Raw genomic sequence first — 19694 nt, 5'->3', positions numbered from 1 at the left:
CCGGACGCGCAGGCTCAGCGCGAATTGCCGACCGGCGCGGAATCCGCCTCACGCCTTGCCTGCGACGACGAATGCGGCTGCGGATGCACGAGGCAGCTGATCACGCCAGCAAACGCGAGCAGGCCGACCGAGATCGCGGTCGCCGCTTGCATCCCCGAGACGATTTGCGTGGCCGCCGACCCGCTCGCGAGCGCGCCGAATGCGGCCACGCCCACTGCGCCGCCCGCCTGCCGGGCCGTGTTCAATACCGCCGACGCCGTGCCCGCCCGCGACGCTTGCGCCGACGCCAGCACGGCGGTCGTCATCGCGGGGACGGCGAGTCCCATACCTGACGGAATCAGCAGGAACGGCAACAGCAGGCCGATCAGCGGCGTGCTCGCGTCGACCAGATGCAGCAGGCCGTAGCCGAGTCCGGCGGTGATCGCGCCGGCGATCATCGGTACACGCACGCCGAAGCGGCCCACCACCCAGCCGCTTGCGACATTCGAGATCAGGAAGCCGCCCGTCAACGGCAAAAATGCGAGACCGGCCTGCAGCGCCGTATAGCCGCGCACCCGCTGCAGGTACAGGCTCAGCACGAACACCATCCCGTAATAGGTCATGTTCACGCAGATGCCGAACAGCACGGCCGCGCTGAAGCTGCGCCCGGCGAAGAGCGAAAGCGGCAGCATCGGCGCGCTCGCGCGCGCTTCGACCGCGACAAACGCGCTGCCGGCGAGCGCCGCAAGCACGAAACCGCCCGCGACGAGCGGATGGCTCAAGCCCAGTGGCCGCCATTCGATCACCGCGGCAACGAACGCGGTCAACGCGACAATGGCGAGCGTCTGGCCGCTCAGATCGATGCCGCGCGGCGTCGGCGGAGCGGTTTCAGGACCGGCTGTTTCAGCACGAGCGGTTGCCGGAACAGCGGCTTCAGGGCGTGGCACCCATAACAGGGTCGCCAGAAAACCGGCTGCGCAGATCGGCAGATTGACAAGAAAAATGCTGCGCCAGCCGAAGGCGGCGATCAGCAGCCCGCCTGCTACCGGGCCGGCCGCGATGGAGATCGCGCCCGCCGCCGTCCACAGCCCGACGGCGCGAGCCCGCAGTTTCGGGTCGTGTCCGTACGACTGATTCAGCAAGGCGAGCGAGTTCGGCAGCATCGCGGCGGCGCCGATGCCTTGCAACGCTCGGGCGGCGACCAGCATCGGCGCGCCGGACGCGACACCGCAAGCGAGCGACGCGAGCGCGAACAGCACGATACCCGCCGCGTACAGCCGACGCGCGCCGAAGCGGTCGCCGAGCGCACCGGCCGACAGCATCAGCACCGCGAAGGCGAGCGTGTAGGCGTCGACGACCCATTGAAGGCCCGCGACATTGGCGTGCAGATTCGCGCCGATTTCAGGCAGCGCAATATTGACGATGGTCACGTCGAGTTGCGTGACGACGAAGCCCACGCTGACGGTCGCGAGCACGCGGCCGAGGGCGGGCGAAACGGTACGTTTTGTGGAGGTCATGCGCTATATCGTAGGCGCGATGTGGCGCACCATGTTTCGGGCCGGCGTGAAGTGTCGATGTCGGTCGAAAACTGTGGCTGCCGTGGTCTCCGGAATGGGGTAACGAGTTGGGCGCTGTCTACGAGCGGGCAGGAAAACGCCGCCGCAAATAAAAACGGCGCACCCGAAGGCGCGCCGTTCCTTTCACCACCGCGTGCGCGGGATCAGCGCTTCTGCGGCGCATCCTTGATGAACAGCGTGGTCAGTGCACCGATCACGCAGATCGCGCCGACATACAGCGGCGCGGCCATCGGGTTGGACTTCATCATCAGCGACACGGCGATTGGCGTGAGGCCGCCGAAGATCGCATAGGCGACGTTGTACGAGAACGAGATGCCCGAAAAGCGCACGACCGGCGGGAAGGCTTTCACCATCACGAACGGAATCGCGCCGATTACGCCGACGAGCAGCCCGGTCACGCCGTACAGCGGCACGAGCGCCGAGGCATCGACGGAGAGTTGCTGGAACATCACGTAGTACGTCACGGCCAGCGCAAGGCCGCCGATGAAGATGGTGCGTCCCGCGCCGATGCGGCCGGCGATCGAGCCCGCCAACACACAGCCGATCGTCAGGCACAGCGTCGCCACGCAGTTGGCCAGCAAAGCGGTGGCCGGCGCAATGTGAAACTGCTTTTGCAGCAGCGTCGGCGTCATCAGAATCACGACGACGATAGCGGCGGACAGCATCCACGTGAGCAGCATCGAGACGATCACCGCGCGGCCGTGGTCGCGCAGCACGGCCTTGAGCGGTACTTCGGCGGCAATCGCCTTGCGCTGCTTCAGTTCGGCGAAGACCGGCGTCTCGTGCAGCCAGCGGCGCAGGTAGACGGAGAACATGCCGAACACGCCGCCGATCAGAAACGGAATGCGCCACGCGTAATCCGCGATTTCGGCGGGCGCGAAATTGCGATTGACCGCCGACGCGATCAGCGAACCGAGCAGGATGCCGGCCGTGAGGCCCGCCGTCAGCGTGCCGCACGCATAGCCGATGTGCCGCTGCGGCACGTGCTCGGAGACAAACACCCATGCGCCCGGCACTTCACCGCCGACCGCCGCGCCTTGCATCACGCGAAATAGCAGCAGCAGGACCGGCGCCATGACGCCGATGCTCGCGTAGGTGGGCAACAGGCCCATCATCAGCGTCGGCACGGACATGAGCAGCACGCTCAGCGTGAACATGCGCTTGCGGCCGAACAGATCGCCGAAGTGCGCCATGATGATGCCGCCGAGCGGCCGCGCGAGGTAGCCCGCGGCGAAGATGCCGAAAGTCTGCACCTGCCGCAGCCAGTCCGGCATCGCGGCCGGGAAGAACAACTGGCCGATTGCCGGTGCGAAGAACACGAAGATGATGAAGTCGTAGAACTCGAGCGCGCCGCCGAGAGCGGCGAGGCCGAGTGTCTTGTAGTCGCTGCGCCCAAGAGGGCGTGGGGTGACAGCCTGCGCTCCACCCAGATTTGTCGCTTGCATTGCTTTGTCGTTGTCTTGAATTGGAAACCACGTGTCGCGTGGAAAAACGGCGATCGTCGGGCGAGAAGTGTGGCGGCGGCTGGGTAGAGCGCGGGACACCGGCGCACCGGCCCGGGTAGGGCGGCGCGATGACGAAAGAAGCCAGCGCGGGATTTTACAGGATGAAAGCGATTCGCTTCGGGAAGTGCTTAATTAGATTGAGAAAAGTTCCGCCTGTCCTGCAATTTCCCGGATCTTGCGACGAACCCTGCGTGTCGTGCGAAGGCGGCTGTAGTCCGTCGGCCACTCGTCGATGCGATTCGTCAGAGCGCGCGTCAAATTCGGATTGATCCTATGGGATAGGGGCCAGGCGCCTTTGAGAATCGCGTCCACGCCACCTGTTAAGAGTCATCCCATGCGCATTGCCATTCTTCAACGTGATCCCGTCATGCGTCAGTCGATTGAAAAAATCCTGACGAGTGCCGGCCATACCTGCGCGGGCTACGACGACGGTCTCACCATGTCGAAAACGCTGGCCCGGTCCACCGTGGATCTGCTCGTACTGGACTGGCATGGCACCCGTCTGTCGGGCACCGAGGTGTTGAGAACGGCGCGTGCGGTCGGCGGCGACCGCGTGCCGGTGATTTTCGTGTCGAGAGACACGTCGGAAGAAAGTATGGTGCGCGCGTTCGTCAACGGCGCCGACGACTACACCGCGCTCCCGGTTCGGCCCGCGGAGTTTCGCGAGCGCGTCGCGGCGATGCTGCGGCGCGCCTATCCGGACCGCTTCAGCACTTCGAGCTTCGACGTAGGACCGTACCGTTTCGACACGCATCGGCAGATCGTCATGCTGCGCGGTCAGCCGGTTTCGTTATCCGGCACGCAATACCGGCTGGCTTCGCTGTTCTTCTCGAACATTGGCCGCGTCATGTCGCGCGATCACATCTTCGCGATGGTGTGGGGCCGCGAATTCCGCGAGTTCACGCGCACGATCGACAGCCATGTGTCGCGGCTGCGCCTGTTGCTCGAAATCGAGCCGCAAAACGAGTTCCGCTTGCAGCCGGTCTATAAGAGCGGCTACAGGCTACTGCATCTGCGTCAGGAAGAGGCGATACACGAGCAGCAGCAGGCCGCCTGAACTTTGCGGTTAGCTCTCGTCCGCGCTTCTTCAAGCCGGCCCGCTTTCAGCAGTTTGTAGATCGCCATCGTCTCGTGCGTGTGCCAGGAATGCAGCGTGGCGATCGACGGCCGCGCGCACGCGCACGCGTGTCAGACGCTTTGCCGCGACGGCCAGGCGGTACGCACGCAGCAAGAGGGCGCTCGATGACCCGGCCGCGAGTGTCTACTTCGGCTGGCCATTGGCGACACCCCGTCCGCCATTCAGTCCCACGCAAATCGGCACGCTGATCGCGGCAAGCGCACAGCCGCCGCAGGTGGACTGACTCGCACCGCGCGTCCGGCGAGCGGATATTGTCGGCCAGCCTGCCGCCTTATAATCGACCGCGCATGCAGCGCGAATCGACCGCAAGCCAACCGCCCGGCATGCAGCGCTTACTCCTGCGCTCTTATAAACGGCTCGGACCCACGGGACCTGCACGATGAACACGCTGGCTCATCAGCTTTCACCTGACGAAGCAACGTTGTCCGGCATGCTGTCGCACTTCAGGCAGTTGGAGCCCGTGTTCGACGCGCTGCCAGACGTGGTTTTCTTTGTGAAAGACGCGGACGCGCGCTATGCGCTGGTCAACCGCACGCTGGCTTCGCGTTGCGGCTTCAAGGAAAAGACGGCGCTGTTGGGCAAAACCGCGGAGGATGTGTTCCCGCGCCGCTTCGGCCGTATCTATACGGCGCAGGACGAGGGGGTGATCCACGTCGGCAACCAGATGATCGATCAGCTGGAATTGCACCTTTATCCTGGCCGCCAGCCGGGCTGGTGTCTGACCACCAAGCAGCCGTTGCGCGACGCCACGGGCGTGATCGTCGGGCTTGCGGGCATTTCACGCGATCTGCGGGCGGACGAAAGCAGCCATCCGGCCTATAGCCGGCTCGCCGCAGTGGTGCAGTTCATCCAGGAAAACTATGTGCAGCCGCTGAATCTCAAGCAGTTGGCGGTGATGGCGGACATGTCCGTCGCGCAACTGGAGCGGTATTTCCACAAGGTATTTCATCTGACTCCGCGCCAGGTTCTGCTCAAGACACGGCTCGACGCCGCCACGGCACTGCTGGTCTCGCACGACAAGGTTACCGACGTCGCCGCACTGTGCGGCTACACGGACCACAGCGCCTTCACGCGTCAGTTCAAGGCGACCGTCGGCGTTACGCCGACCGAATACCGGATGCTGCTGCACGGCACTTCGCGGAGTTGAGCGTCGGCATATGGTTCGCCGTAAGCATCATTACTATGTGTACGTCGTCGCACTCGACGACAAGGTCTGGAACGAGGCGCGCTTTCGCCGCGCGAATCCGGATTACCGGTTCGACAAGCCGTGCGTGTATGTGGGGATGACCGGGCTCGATCCCGATCTGCGCTTCGACCGGCACAAAGCCGGCATTCAGGCAAATCGCTATGTGCGCGATTATGGCCTGCGCCTTGTACCCGAGCTGTATGAAGTGTTCAATCCCATGCCGTATCGCGGCGCACAGGAAATGGAAGTGGAACTGGCGATTGGACTACGCGAAGCAGGGTACGGCGTGTGGCAGGCGTAAAGCGTGCGTTACTTGACGCCCAGCCCGCGCAGCACGGCATTGCCTTCAGGCGTGAGGCGGATGCGCGAGCCGCCCGCTTCGTTCGAGATCGTTTCGATCAGGCCGGCTTCGTGCAGTTGCGGAATCTCGGGTTTGGCGGACGCGTCGATGGGCGCGTGCAGCAAAAGCAGCAGCGTCGCCAGTTCGTGATGGCTCAGGAGGCGCCGCAGGATGGTCGGACGCCTTGCCGGCGCGGGCGTGTCGTTGGTATTCGGTTCAGGCTGGTTCATGGTGCGCACCTCGTGCTGGGTCGTGTCCGAGGCATCATGCGGACGAAGTCTTAAACGATTCTTAAGACCCATTGTCCTGTAACACCGTGACACGAAGATGGCACCGCCGCACCTTACCAACGCTTAACAGCGCCGCGTTTTTTGCCCGCTAGGGCAACCCCGGCTTACGGCGCGCAGGTTTTTCCCGCCGTTTCGATCCACAGATTGTTCACGTGGCGCTTGCCCGCATAGAAACGGTAAGTGGTCGCCCCGTTGTCGCTGCGCACCTTGATGATGTTCGAATCGCCGAAGTCCAGCATCTGGCCTTGCGGAATCGACGTGGATTTGAACGCGGCATTATGATTCGACGCCAACTGCGTCAGGCAGGCGATGACATCGTTGACCGAGCGCTGCGTATTGGTGTCCGTGACCGGCTCGCCGGCATCCGGGTTCTTCTGAAAGTAGGCGCAAGCGCTGAGAAGCACGGGAACTGACAGGACTACGGCAAACTTCTTCATATCTCTCCTGGCGTTTCATTCGGCTGACGGTGGCCGCGGGTTCGAGCTAAAGGCGTCGCGAGCGCTGCTATCGCGTAGCCGCCGCCCTAGCCGACCTGCTTGAACCGCCCGACCCGAGTACCGACGCGGCCGCGCGGCGCGGACCGCGACTTAAGGCGCCATTATATCGGGCGTAGGGCGTACTCCCGCGGATGCCGCACGACGCGTGCCCGCGCCGTCACGTTTCTCAAGGCGGCCGATGCGACGCGACTTGCCGTGAATCTTGATTGGCGTTGCCGGTCCACGCAAGGCGCCGGCGAGCGCCGCCTACTTGCGCCGCTGCGCTTGCGCAGCGAGCCGCACCGCCGCGTTGCTTGCACCGTAGCCGTCGTAACCGCCGCGCCGCTCGACGATCTCCATGAAGAAGCGCTGATCGAGCTGTTCCGTGTAAGCGTGGAAAAACTCGCCGCCGCGTTCATCGCGGTCATAGAGGATATTGTGCTCGCGCAGCGCTTCCAGCATGTCGTCGGGCAGTTCGTAGCGGGCGGCGAGATCCTCGTAGTAATTACGCGGGATGCGCAGCACCGGCAAGCCATCGGCGACGAATTCCGGAATCGCGCTGAAGATGTCGCTCGTGCTGAATGCAACGTGATTTAAACCGGAGCCGTGATAGGTATGCAGCGCCTCAGCCACCGCCGTGTGGTGATCGACTGAAGCGTTCAGCACCACTCGGACCGAGCCGTCGCGGCTGCGCAGCGCGCGGCTGCGAACAAGGCCGTAAGGATCGGGCACGAGCACGCCCGGCTCCGCCTGAAAGCCGAAGGCGGTGCGCAGAAACAGCACCCACGTATCGAGCGAATTCGCCGGCACGGCGAGGCACACGTGATCGATGCGGGTCAACGGCCCGACTTCGAACGGGCCGTTGACGTCCGTGAGAACGAAGTCGGCTTCGAACAACGTGGGCTGATCGGGCGTTTCGTCGACGAAATAATTCAGGCTGCCGTCTGGCGCCTGCACGGCCGGAAGCACGCGTTCGTTAGGGCCGATCTGACCGGAGAACGGCGCGTAGCCGAAGCCGGCGGCGCGCTCGAAAGCCTGATTCGCGTCATTCACCCGAAACGCCGACGCGCACAGCGACAAGCCGTGCTGCTGGAAGAACGCATTGGCGAACGAATCCGGTTCCGCGTTCAGCACGATCGAAGCGGCACCATGCTGATACAGCGTCACATCTTTCGAACGATGCTGGCCTGCCTGGCGAAAGCGCAGCTTGCCGAGCCAGTCGGCGAGATGCGCGCGTGTGGTGTCGTCAACGGCGAATTCCAGAAACTGATAGCCGACGTGCGCGGGAGCCGCGGGCGATTCGTACAGCTCGCCGACCGGCTGCCGCGCGGCTTGCAGCAACGCACGCGTCTGTTCTTCCAGGAACAGCAGCGAGCGATGCCCGTCCGCAGCCGTGATGTTGGTGGGCGCGGCGCGAAAGCCGTCGTTAAAAATCTCCAGCGAAAGCGGGCCCTTGTAGCCCGTCTTGACGACCTGCGCGGTGAAGTTGGCTACGTCGAAATCGCCCTGGCCCGGAAAGCAGCGGTAATGGCGGCTCCATTCCAGCACGTCCATGGCGAGCTTGGGTGCGTCCGCGATCTGCACGAACGCGATGCGCTCGCCCGGAATGTCGGCGATCGCGTCCACCGTATCGTTGAGCGACAACGTGTGAAAGCTGTCGAGCACGAGTCCGAGATTGCGGTGATTCACCGCGTTCACGAGCTTCCACGCGTGCCGGTACGTCTTGACGTGCCGCCCCCACGCGAGCGCTTCATAACCGGCGACGACGCCCGCCGCCTCTGCAGCTTCCGCGAGCGCGCCGAGCTGGTCGGTCATTAGCGCATCGTCGCAGACGGTGTCCGGCGACACGTTGCTGCATACGAGAATGCGGTCCGTGCCCAGTTCATGCATCACGTCGAATTTGCGTTTTGCGCGGTCCAGATTGCGCGCGAGACGCTCAGGGCTTACGCCGTCGAAATCGCGGAACGGCTGAAACAGCATGATTTGCAGCCCGAGATCTTCGGCGATACGCCTCACGTCGGCGGGCGAACCATCGAAATAGAGCAGGTCGTTTTCGAAGATCTCGACGCCCTCGAAACCGGCCGCCTGGATCGCGGTGAGCTTCTCTACGAGGGTGCCGCTGATCGAAACGGTGGCAATCGAACGTTGCATGAACAGCTCCTGCAAAAACAGTCGGACGGAGATTGCGAGCGCGCGCCATTGAAGCCTACGCGCCCGGCCACTGCCATGTTGCGGCGCGCAAAATGGGCTAGTTCGTTACTCGTGAAGCAAGCGACAGGCCGCAACTGTCCATAGTAAGCGCATTTTTTGATAGTCTATACAAACTAACTAGATGGTACAAATTCGTATAAACCCCGAATGACGGAGAGGGCTCATGCGAGCACACTTCGCTTTACGTTGAGGAGCGTTTTGCGCTTGTCGCGATCCGCTTCATTGTTCGAGTTTGTTGCAACTGCGTTGGATGGGGCGAGAGTAAGCGCTGAAGCGCTAACTCCAGTCGACAGCTTTGCATGGGACGGGAGTAAGCGCTGAAGCGCTAACTCTCGCCGACAGGAGATCGATGTCATGAGTTTTGCTTCCGTACTGGTCCTCAATGGGCCCAACCTCAACCTGCTCGGCACCCGCGAGCCGGCCATCTATGGCGCCGAAACGCTCGACGATGTCGCGAAACTCTGCCGCGATGCCGGTGAACGCCTCGATCTTTCAATCGACTTCTGCCAGTCGAACGCCGAGCATCAACTGATCGACTGGCTACACGCAGCGCGCACCAAGGTCGATGGCATCGTCATCAACCCCGCTGCGTACACACACACGTCGGTGGCCATCGCCGACGCGCTCAGCGCAATCGAAAAGCCCGTCATCGAAGTGCATATTTCAAACGTGCATCGACGTGAACCGTTCCGTCATCACTCGTATGTGTCTGCGGTGGCGGATGCAATCATCGTCGGGTGCGGCACACAAGGCTACGTGCTCGCGCTGGAGCGAATGGCCACCATCCTCAAGAATAGGGCGGCGAAATGAACGTGCCAATGAATGAACAAGCGAATGCAAAAACGAGCGCACAGGCCAGTGCAAATTCTTATCTGGTCGGTCTGATCGGATCGGGCATCGGCGGCTCGCTGAGTCCCGCGATGCACGAGGAAGAGGGCACCAAGCTCGGCTTGCATTACGTGTATCGCCGCATCGATCTGGAAGCGTTGAAGCTCGATGTAGCAGCGCTGCCCGATCTGCTGGTCGCGGCCGAGCGCATGGGCTACAACGGTTTGAACATAACGTATCCGTGCAAGCAGGCCGTCATTCCGCTACTCGACGAATTGTCCGACGACGCCCGTGCGCTGGGCGCAGTCAACACCGTGCTTTTCAAGGACGGCAAACGGATCGGGCACAACACCGACTGGTCCGGTTTTGCCCGCGCGTTCCGCCGCGGTTTGCCGGACGTGTCGCTTGACCGGGTGGTGCAACTGGGCGCGGGCGGCGCGGGCGCTGCGGTCGCTCACGCAGCCCTCGCCATGGGCGCACAAACGCTCACGCTGTTCGACGTCGACGCCGCTCGTGCCGCGTCGCTCGCTGCCGAGTTGCAGAAGCGCTTTGCGGATCGGACGGTCACTGCTGGCACGTCGCTCGGAGAGACGCTCGCGGCCGCCAACGGCCTGATTCACGCAACGCCGACCGGCATGGCCAAATTGCCGGGACTGCCTTTGCCCGCAGAATTGCTGCATAGCGGTCTGTGGGTGGCCGACATCGTCTATTTCCCGATCCGCACCGCGCTGTTGCAGGCAGCCGAAGCGCTCGGCTGCCGCACGCTGAGCGGCGGCGGCATGGCGGTGTACCAGGCCGTCGACGCAATGCGCATTTTCACCGGGCTCGAACCGGACGCCGAACGCGTCTACACGCATTTCCAGTCGTTGCTGGAACGCTAACCGGTAGCGCACACCGGCAAACGACGATAGATGATCAATGAGAGGAGACTACAACCCCATGCCGCAATCGACTCAAACCAGACCGGCCGACGTGACGCGTCAGGCCGGCGCAAGCACGACTGCCAGCACCGCGCGACGCTCCAACGCCCGTTACCAGATACTGGGGTTGCTGGCCGTCGGCACGATGATCAACTATCTCGACCGTACGGTGCTCGGCATTGCCGCGCCGCAGCTGACCAAAGAACTCGGCATCAACGCTGCAATGATGGGGCTGCTGTTCTCGGTGTTCTCGTGGAGCTACGTTGCTTCTCAGATTCCTGGCGGCCTCTTCCTGGACCGTTTCGGCAGCAAGCTCACTTACTTCCTCTCGATGACTTTCTGGTCCCTGTGCACGCTCGCGCAAGGGCTCGTGCACGGCATTGCCGGACTGTTCGTGTTTCGCCTCGGTCTCGGCGTGTCGGAAGCGCCGTGTTTCCCGACCAATAGCCGCGTGGTCGCGACGTGGTTCCCGCAGAGCGAACGCGCGATGGCAACCGGCACCTACACCGTCGGCGAATATATCGGCCTCGCGTTTTTCAGCCCGTTCCTGTTCATGCTGATGGGCGCATTCGGCTGGCGTTCGCTGTTTTACGTGGTGGGCGGCGTGGGTATCGTGTTCGGTGTGATCTGGTGGCTGATGTATCGCGAGCCGCGAGATCATCCGTCGGCGAATCAGGCGGAGCTCGACTATATCGAGGCAGGTGGCGGTCTCACCCAGCGTCACAAGGATAGCGGCGCTGCTGCGGCGCCTGCGAAAAGCGGCTTTGAATGGCGCACCATTGGCCGCCTGCTCAAGCACCGTCAATTGACGGGTATCTGTCTTGGTCAGTTCGCCGGCAACTCGACGCTCGTGTTCTTTCTCACGTGGTTCCCGACTTACCTCGCCACCGAACGGCATATGGGCTGGCTGAAGATCGGCTTTTTCGCGATCATGCCGTTCATCGCGGCGTCGATTGGCGTGATGTTCGGCGGCCTCTTCTCCGACTGGTTGCTGCGCCGCGGCAAGTCCGCCAACGTCGCGCGCAAGCTGCCGATCATCGCCGGCCTGTTGCTGGCCTCGACGATCATTCTGGCTAATTATGTCGAGAGTAACGTCGCGGTGATCGCAATCCTGTCGGTCGCATTCTTCGCGCAAGGCATGGCTGCACTCGGCTGGACGCTGGTGTCCGATATCGCGCCCGAAGGACTGCTCGGCGTGACCGGCGGCATCTTCAACTTCGCCGCGAATCTGGCCGGCATCGTGACGCCGCTCGTAGTCGGCTTTATCGTCGCGGCGACCGGGTCGTTTGTCGGCGCGCTCGTGTTCATCGGCGTGATTGCGTTGATTGGCGCGCTGTCGTACATCTTTATCGTCGGCGATATCAAGCGGATCGTGCTGGTGGATTGAGCACTCGTTCCACTGCGAAAAAAAAGGGACGTGGCGCAGGCCACGTCCCTTTTTTCATTCGTCCGTGAAAGTGGACTATAAGAGGCTCGTCAATTTTCCTTGCGAACGAAGCGCAGCACCGCATCCACGATCATTGCGCGATGACGCGCGCGCAATCTGGGATGTGACGGATCGCGCCCAAATGCCGTGCCGAACGTATGACGATTGCCGACGCGATGAAAGCACAGTGAGCTGATCAGCAGATGCAGGTCGATCGGGTCGATGTCGCCGCGAAACTTGCCCGCCGCGATACCGCGCGCAAGCAGGTCTTCGATTGTATGAATGACGGTGACGTTGCGGCCTTTGAAGCTCTTCACCTGCTCGACATACTTCGCGCCGTTGATGTTCTCGATCGTGACGAGGCGCACGAAATCCCGCTGGCGGTCGTGGTAGTCGAATGTGAATTCGACCAGCGCACGCATGCCCTCGACCGGGTCGAGTTCGCTGACGTGCAGATCCTGTTCGAGCTCGCGAATGTCGCCGTACACCTTCTCCAGCACCGCCTGGTACAACCCTTCCTTGCTGCCGAAGTAGTAGTACAGCATGCGCTTGGTGGTATTGGTGCGCTCCGCGATGGCATCGACGCGCGCACCCGTCAGCCCCATCGCGGAGAACTCCTGGGTCGCGACGTCGAGGATATTGCGCTTCGTCTGCTCGGGATCGTACTTGCGGCGGGCGTCGCTACGTCGGGCGTCTTTGCGCGGCGCGTCGGACGGGATGCCGTTGGTATCGGGCTCGGCGGCCTTGCTTCCCTTTTTCATTGTGTATTCGAGCGGCAGTGACCGCGCATTCTAGCATGGCGAAAATGGCCTCTGGCGGGGGGTTTTTACGCGAAACAGGCGGCATATCGCAGCGGTCTGGCGGCGTTTCGAGCACATACGCGGAAGCCGCCTGCATCGACGTGCCGCTGCCTCGGCACGCCGCACCGGCAACGCATTAAGCTGTGCAGACATAGCCGCGCGTTTGCAGCCCGCGCGATGTGTTTTCAGACGGAGCCGCGCGCCCGCGTGCGGCGCGCGGCGAATACGTCGCGCGTTTGCATCGCGGTGTACGTGAGTTGAGCGGCGCCGAGACCGAGTGCGCCATAAGCGGGTGTGAGGCCAAACGCGGCGAATGCCTCCGGAACCGCACGCTCGCCCGCAATCGCCGCGGCCAGCAGTTCGCCGGACACGGTGGTCGGTGCCATGCCATGTCCGCCGAAGCCGACCGCATGCCAGACGCCGTCCGCGGTGCGACCGATCTGCGGCATCTTGTGACGCGCGTAGCTCATGAGGCCACCCCACGCGTAGTTCACGCGCACGTCGTGCAATTGCGGATACACCTTCAGCAGATCGCGCCGCAGTAATCGGGCGATGACTTCCGGCGCGCGGTCGCGCACCGAGATGCGTCCGCCCCAGAGAATGCGCGTGTCGGGCAGCGGCCGGTAGTAGTCGAACGCGAAACGCGTGTCGTAGACGGCCGCGCGCGTGTCGATCGCATCGTGCAGCCGTGCGCCGAGGGGCTCGGTCGCCATCACATAGGTGGCGATGGGCAGTACCGCGCGCTCCACTTTCGCGTAGACGTTGCGCGCGTACCCGCCGCCCGCCATCACGACGTGCCGCGCGTCGATGGCGCCCTGCGGCGTGCGAAGGACGAAGCCCGCACCGTCGCGCTGCAAATGCACGACGGGCGACTGCTCGTGAATCCGCACGCCGGCGCTGACCGCTGCCTGTGCCACGCCAAGCACGTATTTCAGCGGATGAAAGTGAAACGCGTTGCGCTCGAACAGGCCACCGTGATAACGGCGCGTTTTCAACTGGCGCGCCAGATGTTCGGCTGCCACCGGTTCCCAGTCGACGCCGAATGATTCGAGCATGAGACGACGCTGAGCTTCTAGCCGCGCAGGTTCGTCGAACCAGTTCGCGAGAATTACGCCGGCGTCGGTGACATCGCAATCTATGCGGTAACGCGTGATGCGGGCCCGCATCAGATCGACGGCGTCGGTGGTAAGCGCATATAGCTCGCGCGCGCGAGACGCGCCGAGCGTTTTCAGCAGGTCGGCACAATCGAGGCTGTAGCCACCGAACACAAAGCCGCCGTTGCGTCCCGATGCGCCGTAACCGACCTGCCGCGCTTCGAGTACCGCGACGTTCTTCACGCCTCGCTCAACGAGACCTAGCGCCGTCGACAGCCCCGCAAGTCCGCCGCCGACAATGCAAACGTCCGCGCTATGTTGGCCGACGAGCGGCGCATAGGCGGACGGGCGTGTAACAGTGGCTTCGTAGAAACTTTCCATGGCGGCTAGCGTAGCGGCAATCGCATGTCCGCGTCCAGCCGCGCCGCTTCTTCTATGGCGCCGATATCGCTTCTAGTGAGCCCAGCGCAGCACCAGCGGATCGAGCCGTCGCGCGATTTTGAGCAGTCCCTCACGCGTGGCCGGGTGCATTGCCGGCAATGGATGACGTACCGCGTCGGAGCGAATCACGCCGCCTTCCTTCATCAACGCCTTGCACGATGCGAGGCCGCCCTGGCGGTTCTCGTAGTTGATCAGCGGCAGCCACTGCTGATAGTGAGCGGCGGCAGCTTCGGTGTCGCCTGCAGCATAGGCGTCGACGATCAGCCGGATACCGTCGGCATAGCCGCCGCCCGTCATCGAACCGGTTGCGCCTGCATCGAGATCGGCCATCAGCGTGATTGCTTCCTCACCGTCCCACGGTCCCACGATCGCGTCGCCGCCCAACTGAATGAGCTCGCGCAGCTTGTTCGCCGCTTGCGGCACTTCGATCTTGAAGTACGACACGTGTTCGATCTCATTGGCCATACGGGCGAGAAACGGAGCGGACAACGGCGTACCGCTGACCGGCGCGTCCTGAATCATGATCGGGATATCGATCGCGTCGGACACCGTGCGGTAGAACTCTTCAATGCCGCGCTCGCCGATGCGGATCGTTGCGCCGTGATAGGGCGGCATGATCATGACCATTGCGGCGCCCGCTGCTTGCGCGCGGCGGCTGCGTTCCGCGCATTGATGCGAACTGAAATGCGTGGTCGTGACGATAACGGGTACGCGCCCCGCTACATGTTCGAGCACGACGTGCATCAGCGTCTCGCGCTCTTCGTCGGAAAGGGCGAACTGTTCCGAGAAGTTCGCGAGAATGCACAAACCGTTCGAGCCCGCGTCGATCATGAAGTCGATGCAGCGCTTCTGGCCTTCCAGGTCGAGCTGGCCGGCGTCGTCGAAAATGGTGGGCGCAACGGGGAACACGCCGCGCATTGCCGCGGGATTAACGGGTCGAGTCATGATATGGGCGCTTTGGAATGTGATGAGGCGGTGGAAGTGTCTCTGACGGTCGCGATTCGCGCTTCAAGTGCTTCAACTGCGTGAAGTGCGTTAAGCGGTCTCATGGTGCTTATTGCCGCCGACTATACGACTGCGCGGCACGCAGGTATATTGAATTGTTTCCATCTCGTGATCGCTTTTACGACTCACCCGCCGTCTTCATGAAAAATACGTTGAATGTTCTGCTGGGCAAACTGCGCATGAAGCAACTCCAGTTGCTGATCGCGCTCGACGACCAGAAGTCGTTGCATAAAGCGGCAGGCATGATGTCCATGACACAATCGGCCGCAAGCAAAGCGTTGCAGGAACTCGAATCAATGTTCGAAGCGCCGCTTTTCGAGCGCACGAAAAGCGGCATGATCCCGAACCAGCTCGGGCATTGCGTGATCCGCTACGCGCGCCTCGTGGCGACGGATCTCGCCGCGCTATGTCAGGACGTTGCCGAAATTCGCTCGGGGCACGGCGGGCGCCTTGCGATCGGCGCGATCATGGGCGCGATTCCCGAATGCGTGATTCCGGCCATCAACCAGTTGCATGCGCGGCAGCCGAACCTTTCTATCGAAGTGGTGGAAAACACGAGTGCGCGCATGCTCGCCCAACTCGACGACGGCCGCCTGGATCTCGTGATCGGCCGAGCCGCCGTGGCTGCGGATCCGTCGAAATACCAGTATCGTCCGCTCGCCGACGAGCCGTTGTCCGTCGTGGTCGGGTACGGTCATCCGGCGCTGCCGCGAAAGAATGTGCAGCTGAGCGACCTCGCGGATCACCGTTGGGTGGTGTATCCGTCGCATATGCCGCTGCACGCGCTGCTCGAACGGGAAATGGATCTCGCGGGGCTAGCCATGCCGGATAACCCGATCTCCACTGCATCCACTTTTGTGACTGTCGCCCTGCTGCAGAGCAGTGCGGATCTGGTGTCGTTGTTGCCGACCGCCATTGCTGACATGTTTATTCGGCAAAAAATGCTGCGTCGCGTGCCGGTTGCGCTCAAGTCGCCTTCGCAAACGTTCGGCGTCGTGACGCGTAAAGGCGGCGTGCTGTCGCCGCCTGCGGAGCGCTTCGTGGAATTGCTGCGGCAGCAGATGCAAGTAGAGGAGAACTTGCCGGAAAAAGCCCGTCAGTCAAAACGCGCGCCGCGGTCGGCGTCTACCCTGACGCCAAAGCCGGGGCGCAAATTCGCCCATGCAGCTGCGAAGCGAAAACTTGCCTGAGTCAGCGTTTTTTCAGAGCGCGACAAGACGTCGAATATCGCACGGCAATTCGCGCTTTGCTATGTTCTTGCGACGGGTGTTGTAGCGGCGACACTGGGGGTAAATCCGAACCAATTGCGCGTGTGCCCCCGCGCTACACTGCTTTGAGGGCGTCGGATTGAAAAGGCTGGCGCCCATTCGGGGAGAGCAGTCATGAATCGGCCATCGGTTCGATTTCCGCTTCGCGCCACCGGCACCGCTTCGGTGCGCAAGTGGTTCAAATGGGCGCTCGCGGCGGCGTTGTTGTTGGGATTGGCGTGGGTTGTGCGCCTGTGCGAACTTGAAATCGAAACTTCCCGACTGCAGGCCCATTACCTCTCCGAACTCACGCGTGACATCGCCTTCTCTGTAGACGATGGCCCGAGCCATTCCATCCGTTTTCCCGAGGCGGACAAAGGTCCGTACGACACCCGCCTCGGCTACGCATTGCTGCCGTCAATCCAGCAGCGCTTGCTGCAGCGCGGCTTCGAAGTCACCGCACAGGCGCGGGATTCAGAGCGCATGCTTTCGATAGCAGATAGAAGCCTTTTCTTGCCGTACGCCGAGAAGGACCAAGCCGGCTTGCAACTATTCGACGGCACCGGCGCCGCTCTTTTTAGCGCGAGTTTTCCGGGGCGAGTGTACGACAGCTTCGAGGCGATTCCGCCTGTCATCGTCAACTCGCTTCTGTTTATTGAAGACCGTTATCTGCTCGATCCGAATCAACCTAACCGCAATCCGGCCATCGACTGGGGGCGCTTTAGCCGCGCGCTGGCCGATCAGGGCGCACGCGTATTCAACCATCACCAGGCGGCGCCCGGCGGCAGCACGCTCGCCACGCAGATCGAGAAATTCCGTCACTCGGCGGGCGGCCGCACCGCGACGCCGCCGGAGAAGCTGAGGCAGATTGCGTCTGCTTCGGTGCGTGCCTATCTGAACGGTCCGCAGACCATGCCCGCGCGTCGGCAGATCGTCATGCACTATCTGAATTCGGTGCCGCTTGCGGCGCAACCTGGCGTCGGTGAAATCAGCGGCATGGGCGACGGTCTCGCCGCGTGGTACGGACGCGACTTCGCGGATGTGAACCGCATACTGAACGCGCCTGCAACCACAGAGAACCTGCCGCAGCAAGGCGAGGCATTTCGCCAGGTGCTTTCTCTGATGATCGCCCAGCGCGCGCCGTCCTATTTCCTGCATCGCGGTTACCCCGAGCTCGAACGATTGACCGACAGTTATTTGCGGCTGCTCGCGAACGGCGGCGTGATTTCCGCCGCTTTGCGCGACGCGGCGCTTTCTGCCACGGTCGATTTGCACCGCGCGGGCAAACCCGTTCAAAACGCCGGCTCGTTCGTGTCGCGCAAAGCCGTCACGTCGATGCGCTCGAACCTGCTCGCAGCGCTCGGCATTCCGAGCTTTTACGAATTGGACCGGCTTGATCTGCAAGCCACCGGCACGCTCAACAACGCGGTGCAGCAGGCCGTGAGCGAACGGCTTGCCGGTGCCGCCACACGCGACGGCGCGAAGGCCGCGGGCCTTGTCGGCTTCGAAATGCTGCGCGCATCGGACGATCCGTCGAAAATCTCCTACAGCTTCACGCTATTCGAGCGGCGTGACGGAGCGAACCTCGTGCGCGTGCAAACGGACAGCGTGAACCAGCCATTCGACATTAATTCGGGTGCACGTTTGAACCTCGGATCCACTGCAAAACTGCGTACCGTAGTGACGTATTTGCAGATCGTGTCCCAGCTGCATGCGCGTTACGCTGCTCGAAGCGCGGCGGAACTCAAAACCATCAAGCCCGATCCGAGCGATCAATTGACACGCTGGGCGCTGGACTATCTCTCGCACACCAAGGATCGTTCGCTTCAATCCATGCTCGACGCGGCCGTGGAGCGCAAGTATTCCGCGAGTCCCGGCGAAACGTTCTACACCGGCGGCGGCGCGCAAACCTTCAACAACTTCGAATCCGACGACAACGGTCGCATTCTTACTGTCCGTCGTGCGTTCCAGCATTCGGTGAATCTGGTGTTCGTGCGGCTGATGCGCGATATCGTCCACTACGAGATGGTGCAAACCACGGGACCGTCGTCGCAATGGCTCGGCGATCCGGCGATCCGCAAAATGTACTTGACGCGTTTCGCCGATCAGGAAAGCCGTGTGTACATGAATCGTTTCTACACGAAGTATCACGGCAAAACGCGAGAGCAGGCATTGGCGCTGTTGCTGCTCGGCGTGCGCAAATCGCCGCCCAAGATCGCCACGGTGTTGCGTAGCGTTGCGCCCGACGAGTCCAACGCGTGGTTCAACGAGAAGATGCGCGCCGCGCTGAAAAATACGCCGGCCGCTTCGGTACTCGACGACGAAGACCTCGCGAACCTTTACGCGAAGTACGCAATCGACCGCTTCAACCTGAACGATCGGGGCTATATATCGAGTGTGCATCCGCTCGAACTGTGGACGCTCAACTATCTGCGCGAACATCCGAACGCCACGCTCAGCGACATTCAGAACGCAAGCAGCGATGTGCGTCTGTCGACGTATTCATGGCTCTTCAAGACGCGCTATCACGCAACGCAGGATCGCCGCATCAAACGCATGGTCGAGCTGCGCGCGTACGACACAATCGGCAAGTCGTGGCAGGCGCTCGGCTATCCGTTCGCAACGCTTACCCCTTCGTATGCGGCTGCGATCGGTGCATCGGGTGACAGGCCCGCAGCGCTTGCACAACTGATCGGCCTGATCGCAAACGACGGCAACAAGGTTCCGACCGAAAATCTGACGCAACTGGACTTCGCGAAAGACACGCCGTACGAAACGCATTTCCGTCGTGCGTCCGTCGCTCCGCAACAGCAACTTTCGCCTGAAATTGCGGGAATCGTGAAGGGCATGTTGCGCGATGTCGTGACGGGCGGCACGGCGCGGCGTCTCGCGCAGGGCATGACATTCCCGGACGGCCGGACCATGGAGGTTTACGGCAAGACAGGTACGGGCGATCAGCGCTTTAACGTATTCGCCAAGGGCGCGCGCCTCATTGAATCGCGCAAAGTGAACCGCAGTGCGACGTTCGTATTCGCCATTGGCGACCGCTTTTACGGCACGCTGACCGCGTGGGTGCACGAACCGTACGCGGCGCACTACGAATTCACGAGTGCGCTTTCCGTGCAACTGCTGAAGTCGATGGCGCCCGCGTTGCAGCCATTGCTCGAATCTGCGCCTGCAAAGACCGCTTCTATCGCTGTCGAGAAGGTCGTCGCGCAGTGAAGCGGCCGC

Annotated in this window: 16 protein-coding genes and 1 pseudogene; 9 read left to right on the top strand and 8 right to left on the bottom strand. The window is 62.5% G+C overall.

Going from position 1 to position 19694, the window contains the following annotated elements; translation table 11 throughout:
* Positions 1 to 14: 14 nt before the first annotated feature.
* A complete protein-coding gene (locus tag J2W46_RS11075; protein WP_310353624.1) occupies positions 15 to 1496 on the bottom strand; it encodes an MFS transporter in 1482 nt (493 codons plus the stop codon).
* A gap of 203 nt (positions 1497 to 1699) precedes the next feature.
* Complete coding sequence (locus J2W46_RS11070; RefSeq protein ID WP_020068248.1) at positions 1700 to 3001, bottom strand: MFS transporter; 1302 nt, start codon at positions 2999 to 3001, stop codon at positions 1700 to 1702.
* Between the two features lie 394 nt (positions 3002 to 3395).
* Here J2W46_RS11070 and J2W46_RS11065 point away from each other — a divergent pair, with 394 nt between their 5' ends.
* The 4 genes and pseudogenes from J2W46_RS11065 (at position 3396) to J2W46_RS11050 (ending at position 5686) form a co-directional block, all read left to right on the top strand.
* Positions 3396 to 4118: a response regulator transcription factor gene (locus J2W46_RS11065; RefSeq protein ID WP_020068249.1), complete on the top strand. Its 723-nt coding sequence runs from the start codon at positions 3396 to 3398 to the stop codon at positions 4116 to 4118.
* Positions 4119 to 4196: 78 nt separating this feature from the next.
* Positions 4197 to 4307 (top strand): annotated as a pseudogene (locus tag J2W46_RS11060) (2Fe-2S iron-sulfur cluster-binding protein); the annotation flags it as partial.
* Between the two features lie 271 nt (positions 4308 to 4578).
* Positions 4579 to 5346: an AraC family transcriptional regulator gene (locus J2W46_RS11055; RefSeq protein ID WP_310353619.1), complete on the top strand. Its 768-nt coding sequence runs from the start codon at positions 4579 to 4581 to the stop codon at positions 5344 to 5346.
* A gap of 10 nt (positions 5347 to 5356) precedes the next feature.
* Positions 5357 to 5686 (top strand): hypothetical protein, encoded by a 330-nt coding sequence (locus tag J2W46_RS11050; RefSeq protein ID WP_027777611.1) that lies wholly within the window; start codon positions 5357 to 5359, stop codon positions 5684 to 5686.
* 8 nt (positions 5687 to 5694) lie between these two features.
* On the opposite strand, the gene J2W46_RS11045 is transcribed toward J2W46_RS11050, so the two are convergent.
* The 3 genes from J2W46_RS11045 to J2W46_RS11035 form a co-directional block, all read right to left on the bottom strand.
* Positions 5695 to 5955, bottom strand: a complete 261-nt coding sequence (locus J2W46_RS11045) for a hypothetical protein (protein WP_020068253.1) — start codon at positions 5953 to 5955, stop codon at positions 5695 to 5697.
* A 164-nt stretch (positions 5956 to 6119) separates the two neighbouring features.
* The gene (locus J2W46_RS11040; protein WP_020068254.1) at positions 6120 to 6452 is read right to left on the bottom strand and encodes a hypothetical protein; all 333 of its coding nucleotides are present in this window, start codon (positions 6450 to 6452) and stop codon (positions 6120 to 6122) included.
* 306 nt (positions 6453 to 6758) lie between these two features.
* On the bottom strand, positions 6759 to 8642 hold the full coding sequence (locus tag J2W46_RS11035) for a bifunctional sugar phosphate isomerase/epimerase/4-hydroxyphenylpyruvate dioxygenase family protein (RefSeq protein ID WP_310353616.1): 1884 nt from the start codon (positions 8640 to 8642) through the stop codon (positions 6759 to 6761).
* A gap of 414 nt (positions 8643 to 9056) precedes the next feature.
* Between J2W46_RS11035 and aroQ the strand changes: the two genes are divergently transcribed.
* The 3 genes from aroQ to J2W46_RS11020 are packed head-to-tail and all read left to right on the top strand — an operon-like array spanning position 9057 to position 11837.
* A complete protein-coding gene (gene aroQ / locus J2W46_RS11030; protein ID WP_020068256.1) occupies positions 9057 to 9512 on the top strand; it encodes a type II 3-dehydroquinate dehydratase in 456 nt (151 codons plus the stop codon).
* Positions 9513 to 9520: 8 nt separating this feature from the next.
* Entirely contained in the window at positions 9521 to 10411 is an 891-nt protein-coding gene (locus tag J2W46_RS11025; protein WP_310353613.1) for a shikimate dehydrogenase, read from the top strand.
* Between the two features lie 58 nt (positions 10412 to 10469).
* On the top strand, positions 10470 to 11837 hold the full coding sequence (locus J2W46_RS11020) for an MFS transporter (RefSeq protein ID WP_310353612.1): 1368 nt from the start codon (positions 10470 to 10472) through the stop codon (positions 11835 to 11837).
* 89 nt (positions 11838 to 11926) lie between these two features.
* Here J2W46_RS11020 and J2W46_RS11015 read toward each other — a convergent pair whose 3' ends face one another.
* From J2W46_RS11015 to J2W46_RS11005, 3 genes are all read right to left on the bottom strand, one after another.
* Positions 11927 to 12637, bottom strand: coding sequence for a TetR/AcrR family transcriptional regulator (locus J2W46_RS11015; RefSeq protein WP_310353609.1), 711 nt, complete (start codon positions 12635 to 12637; stop codon positions 11927 to 11929).
* A gap of 224 nt (positions 12638 to 12861) precedes the next feature.
* Entirely contained in the window at positions 12862 to 14151 is a 1290-nt protein-coding gene (locus J2W46_RS11010) for an NAD(P)/FAD-dependent oxidoreductase (protein ID WP_310353607.1), read from the bottom strand.
* A 72-nt stretch (positions 14152 to 14223) separates the two neighbouring features.
* A complete protein-coding gene (locus tag J2W46_RS11005; protein ID WP_310353603.1) occupies positions 14224 to 15156 on the bottom strand; it encodes a dihydrodipicolinate synthase family protein in 933 nt (310 codons plus the stop codon).
* A gap of 200 nt (positions 15157 to 15356) precedes the next feature.
* Here J2W46_RS11005 and J2W46_RS11000 point away from each other — a divergent pair, with 200 nt between their 5' ends.
* A complete protein-coding gene (locus J2W46_RS11000) occupies positions 15357 to 16406 on the top strand; it encodes a LysR family transcriptional regulator (protein WP_310353601.1) in 1050 nt (349 codons plus the stop codon).
* Between the two features lie 192 nt (positions 16407 to 16598).
* On the top strand, positions 16599 to 19685 hold the full coding sequence (locus tag J2W46_RS10995) for a transglycosylase domain-containing protein (RefSeq protein WP_310353599.1): 3087 nt from the start codon (positions 16599 to 16601) through the stop codon (positions 19683 to 19685).
* Positions 19686 to 19694: the final 9 nt, after the last annotated feature.

This window comes from Paraburkholderia strydomiana, assembly GCF_031456815.1.
Lineage (GTDB): Bacteria > Pseudomonadota > Gammaproteobacteria > Burkholderiales > Burkholderiaceae > Paraburkholderia > Paraburkholderia caledonica.
Note: the sequence above shows the minus strand (reverse complement) of the source record. Positions and strands in the feature narration are given on the sequence as shown.

Bases quoted from the DNA above. Each gene is read 5' to 3' on its own strand.
- J2W46_RS11075 (WP_310353624.1), bottom strand. From the start codon at position 1,496: ATGACCTCCACAAAACGTACCGTTTCGCCCGCCCTCGGCCGCGTGCTC.
- J2W46_RS11070 (WP_020068248.1), bottom strand. From the start codon at position 3,001: ATGCAAGCGACAAATCTGGGTGGAGCGCAGGCTGTCACCCCACGCCCT.
- J2W46_RS11065 (WP_020068249.1), top strand. From the start codon at position 3,396: ATGCGCATTGCCATTCTTCAACGTGATCCCGTCATGCGTCAGTCGATT.
- J2W46_RS11055 (WP_310353619.1), top strand. From the start codon at position 4,579: ATGAACACGCTGGCTCATCAGCTTTCACCTGACGAAGCAACGTTGTCC.
- J2W46_RS11050 (WP_027777611.1), top strand. From the start codon at position 5,357: ATGGTTCGCCGTAAGCATCATTACTATGTGTACGTCGTCGCACTCGAC.
- J2W46_RS11045 (WP_020068253.1), bottom strand. From the start codon at position 5,955: ATGAACCAGCCTGAACCGAATACCAACGACACGCCCGCGCCGGCAAGG.
- J2W46_RS11040 (WP_020068254.1), bottom strand. From the start codon at position 6,452: ATGAAGAAGTTTGCCGTAGTCCTGTCAGTTCCCGTGCTTCTCAGCGCT.
- J2W46_RS11035 (WP_310353616.1), bottom strand. From the start codon at position 8,642: ATGCAACGTTCGATTGCCACCGTTTCGATCAGCGGCACCCTCGTAGAG.
- aroQ (WP_020068256.1), top strand. From the start codon at position 9,057: ATGAGTTTTGCTTCCGTACTGGTCCTCAATGGGCCCAACCTCAACCTG.
- J2W46_RS11025 (WP_310353613.1), top strand. From the start codon at position 9,521: ATGAATGAACAAGCGAATGCAAAAACGAGCGCACAGGCCAGTGCAAAT.
- J2W46_RS11020 (WP_310353612.1), top strand. From the start codon at position 10,470: ATGCCGCAATCGACTCAAACCAGACCGGCCGACGTGACGCGTCAGGCC.
- J2W46_RS11015 (WP_310353609.1), bottom strand. From the start codon at position 12,637: ATGAAAAAGGGAAGCAAGGCCGCCGAGCCCGATACCAACGGCATCCCG.
- J2W46_RS11010 (WP_310353607.1), bottom strand. From the start codon at position 14,151: ATGGAAAGTTTCTACGAAGCCACTGTTACACGCCCGTCCGCCTATGCG.
- J2W46_RS11005 (WP_310353603.1), bottom strand. From the start codon at position 15,156: ATGACTCGACCCGTTAATCCCGCGGCAATGCGCGGCGTGTTCCCCGTT.
- J2W46_RS11000 (WP_310353601.1), top strand. From the start codon at position 15,357: ATGAAAAATACGTTGAATGTTCTGCTGGGCAAACTGCGCATGAAGCAA.
- J2W46_RS10995 (WP_310353599.1), top strand. From the start codon at position 16,599: ATGAATCGGCCATCGGTTCGATTTCCGCTTCGCGCCACCGGCACCGCT.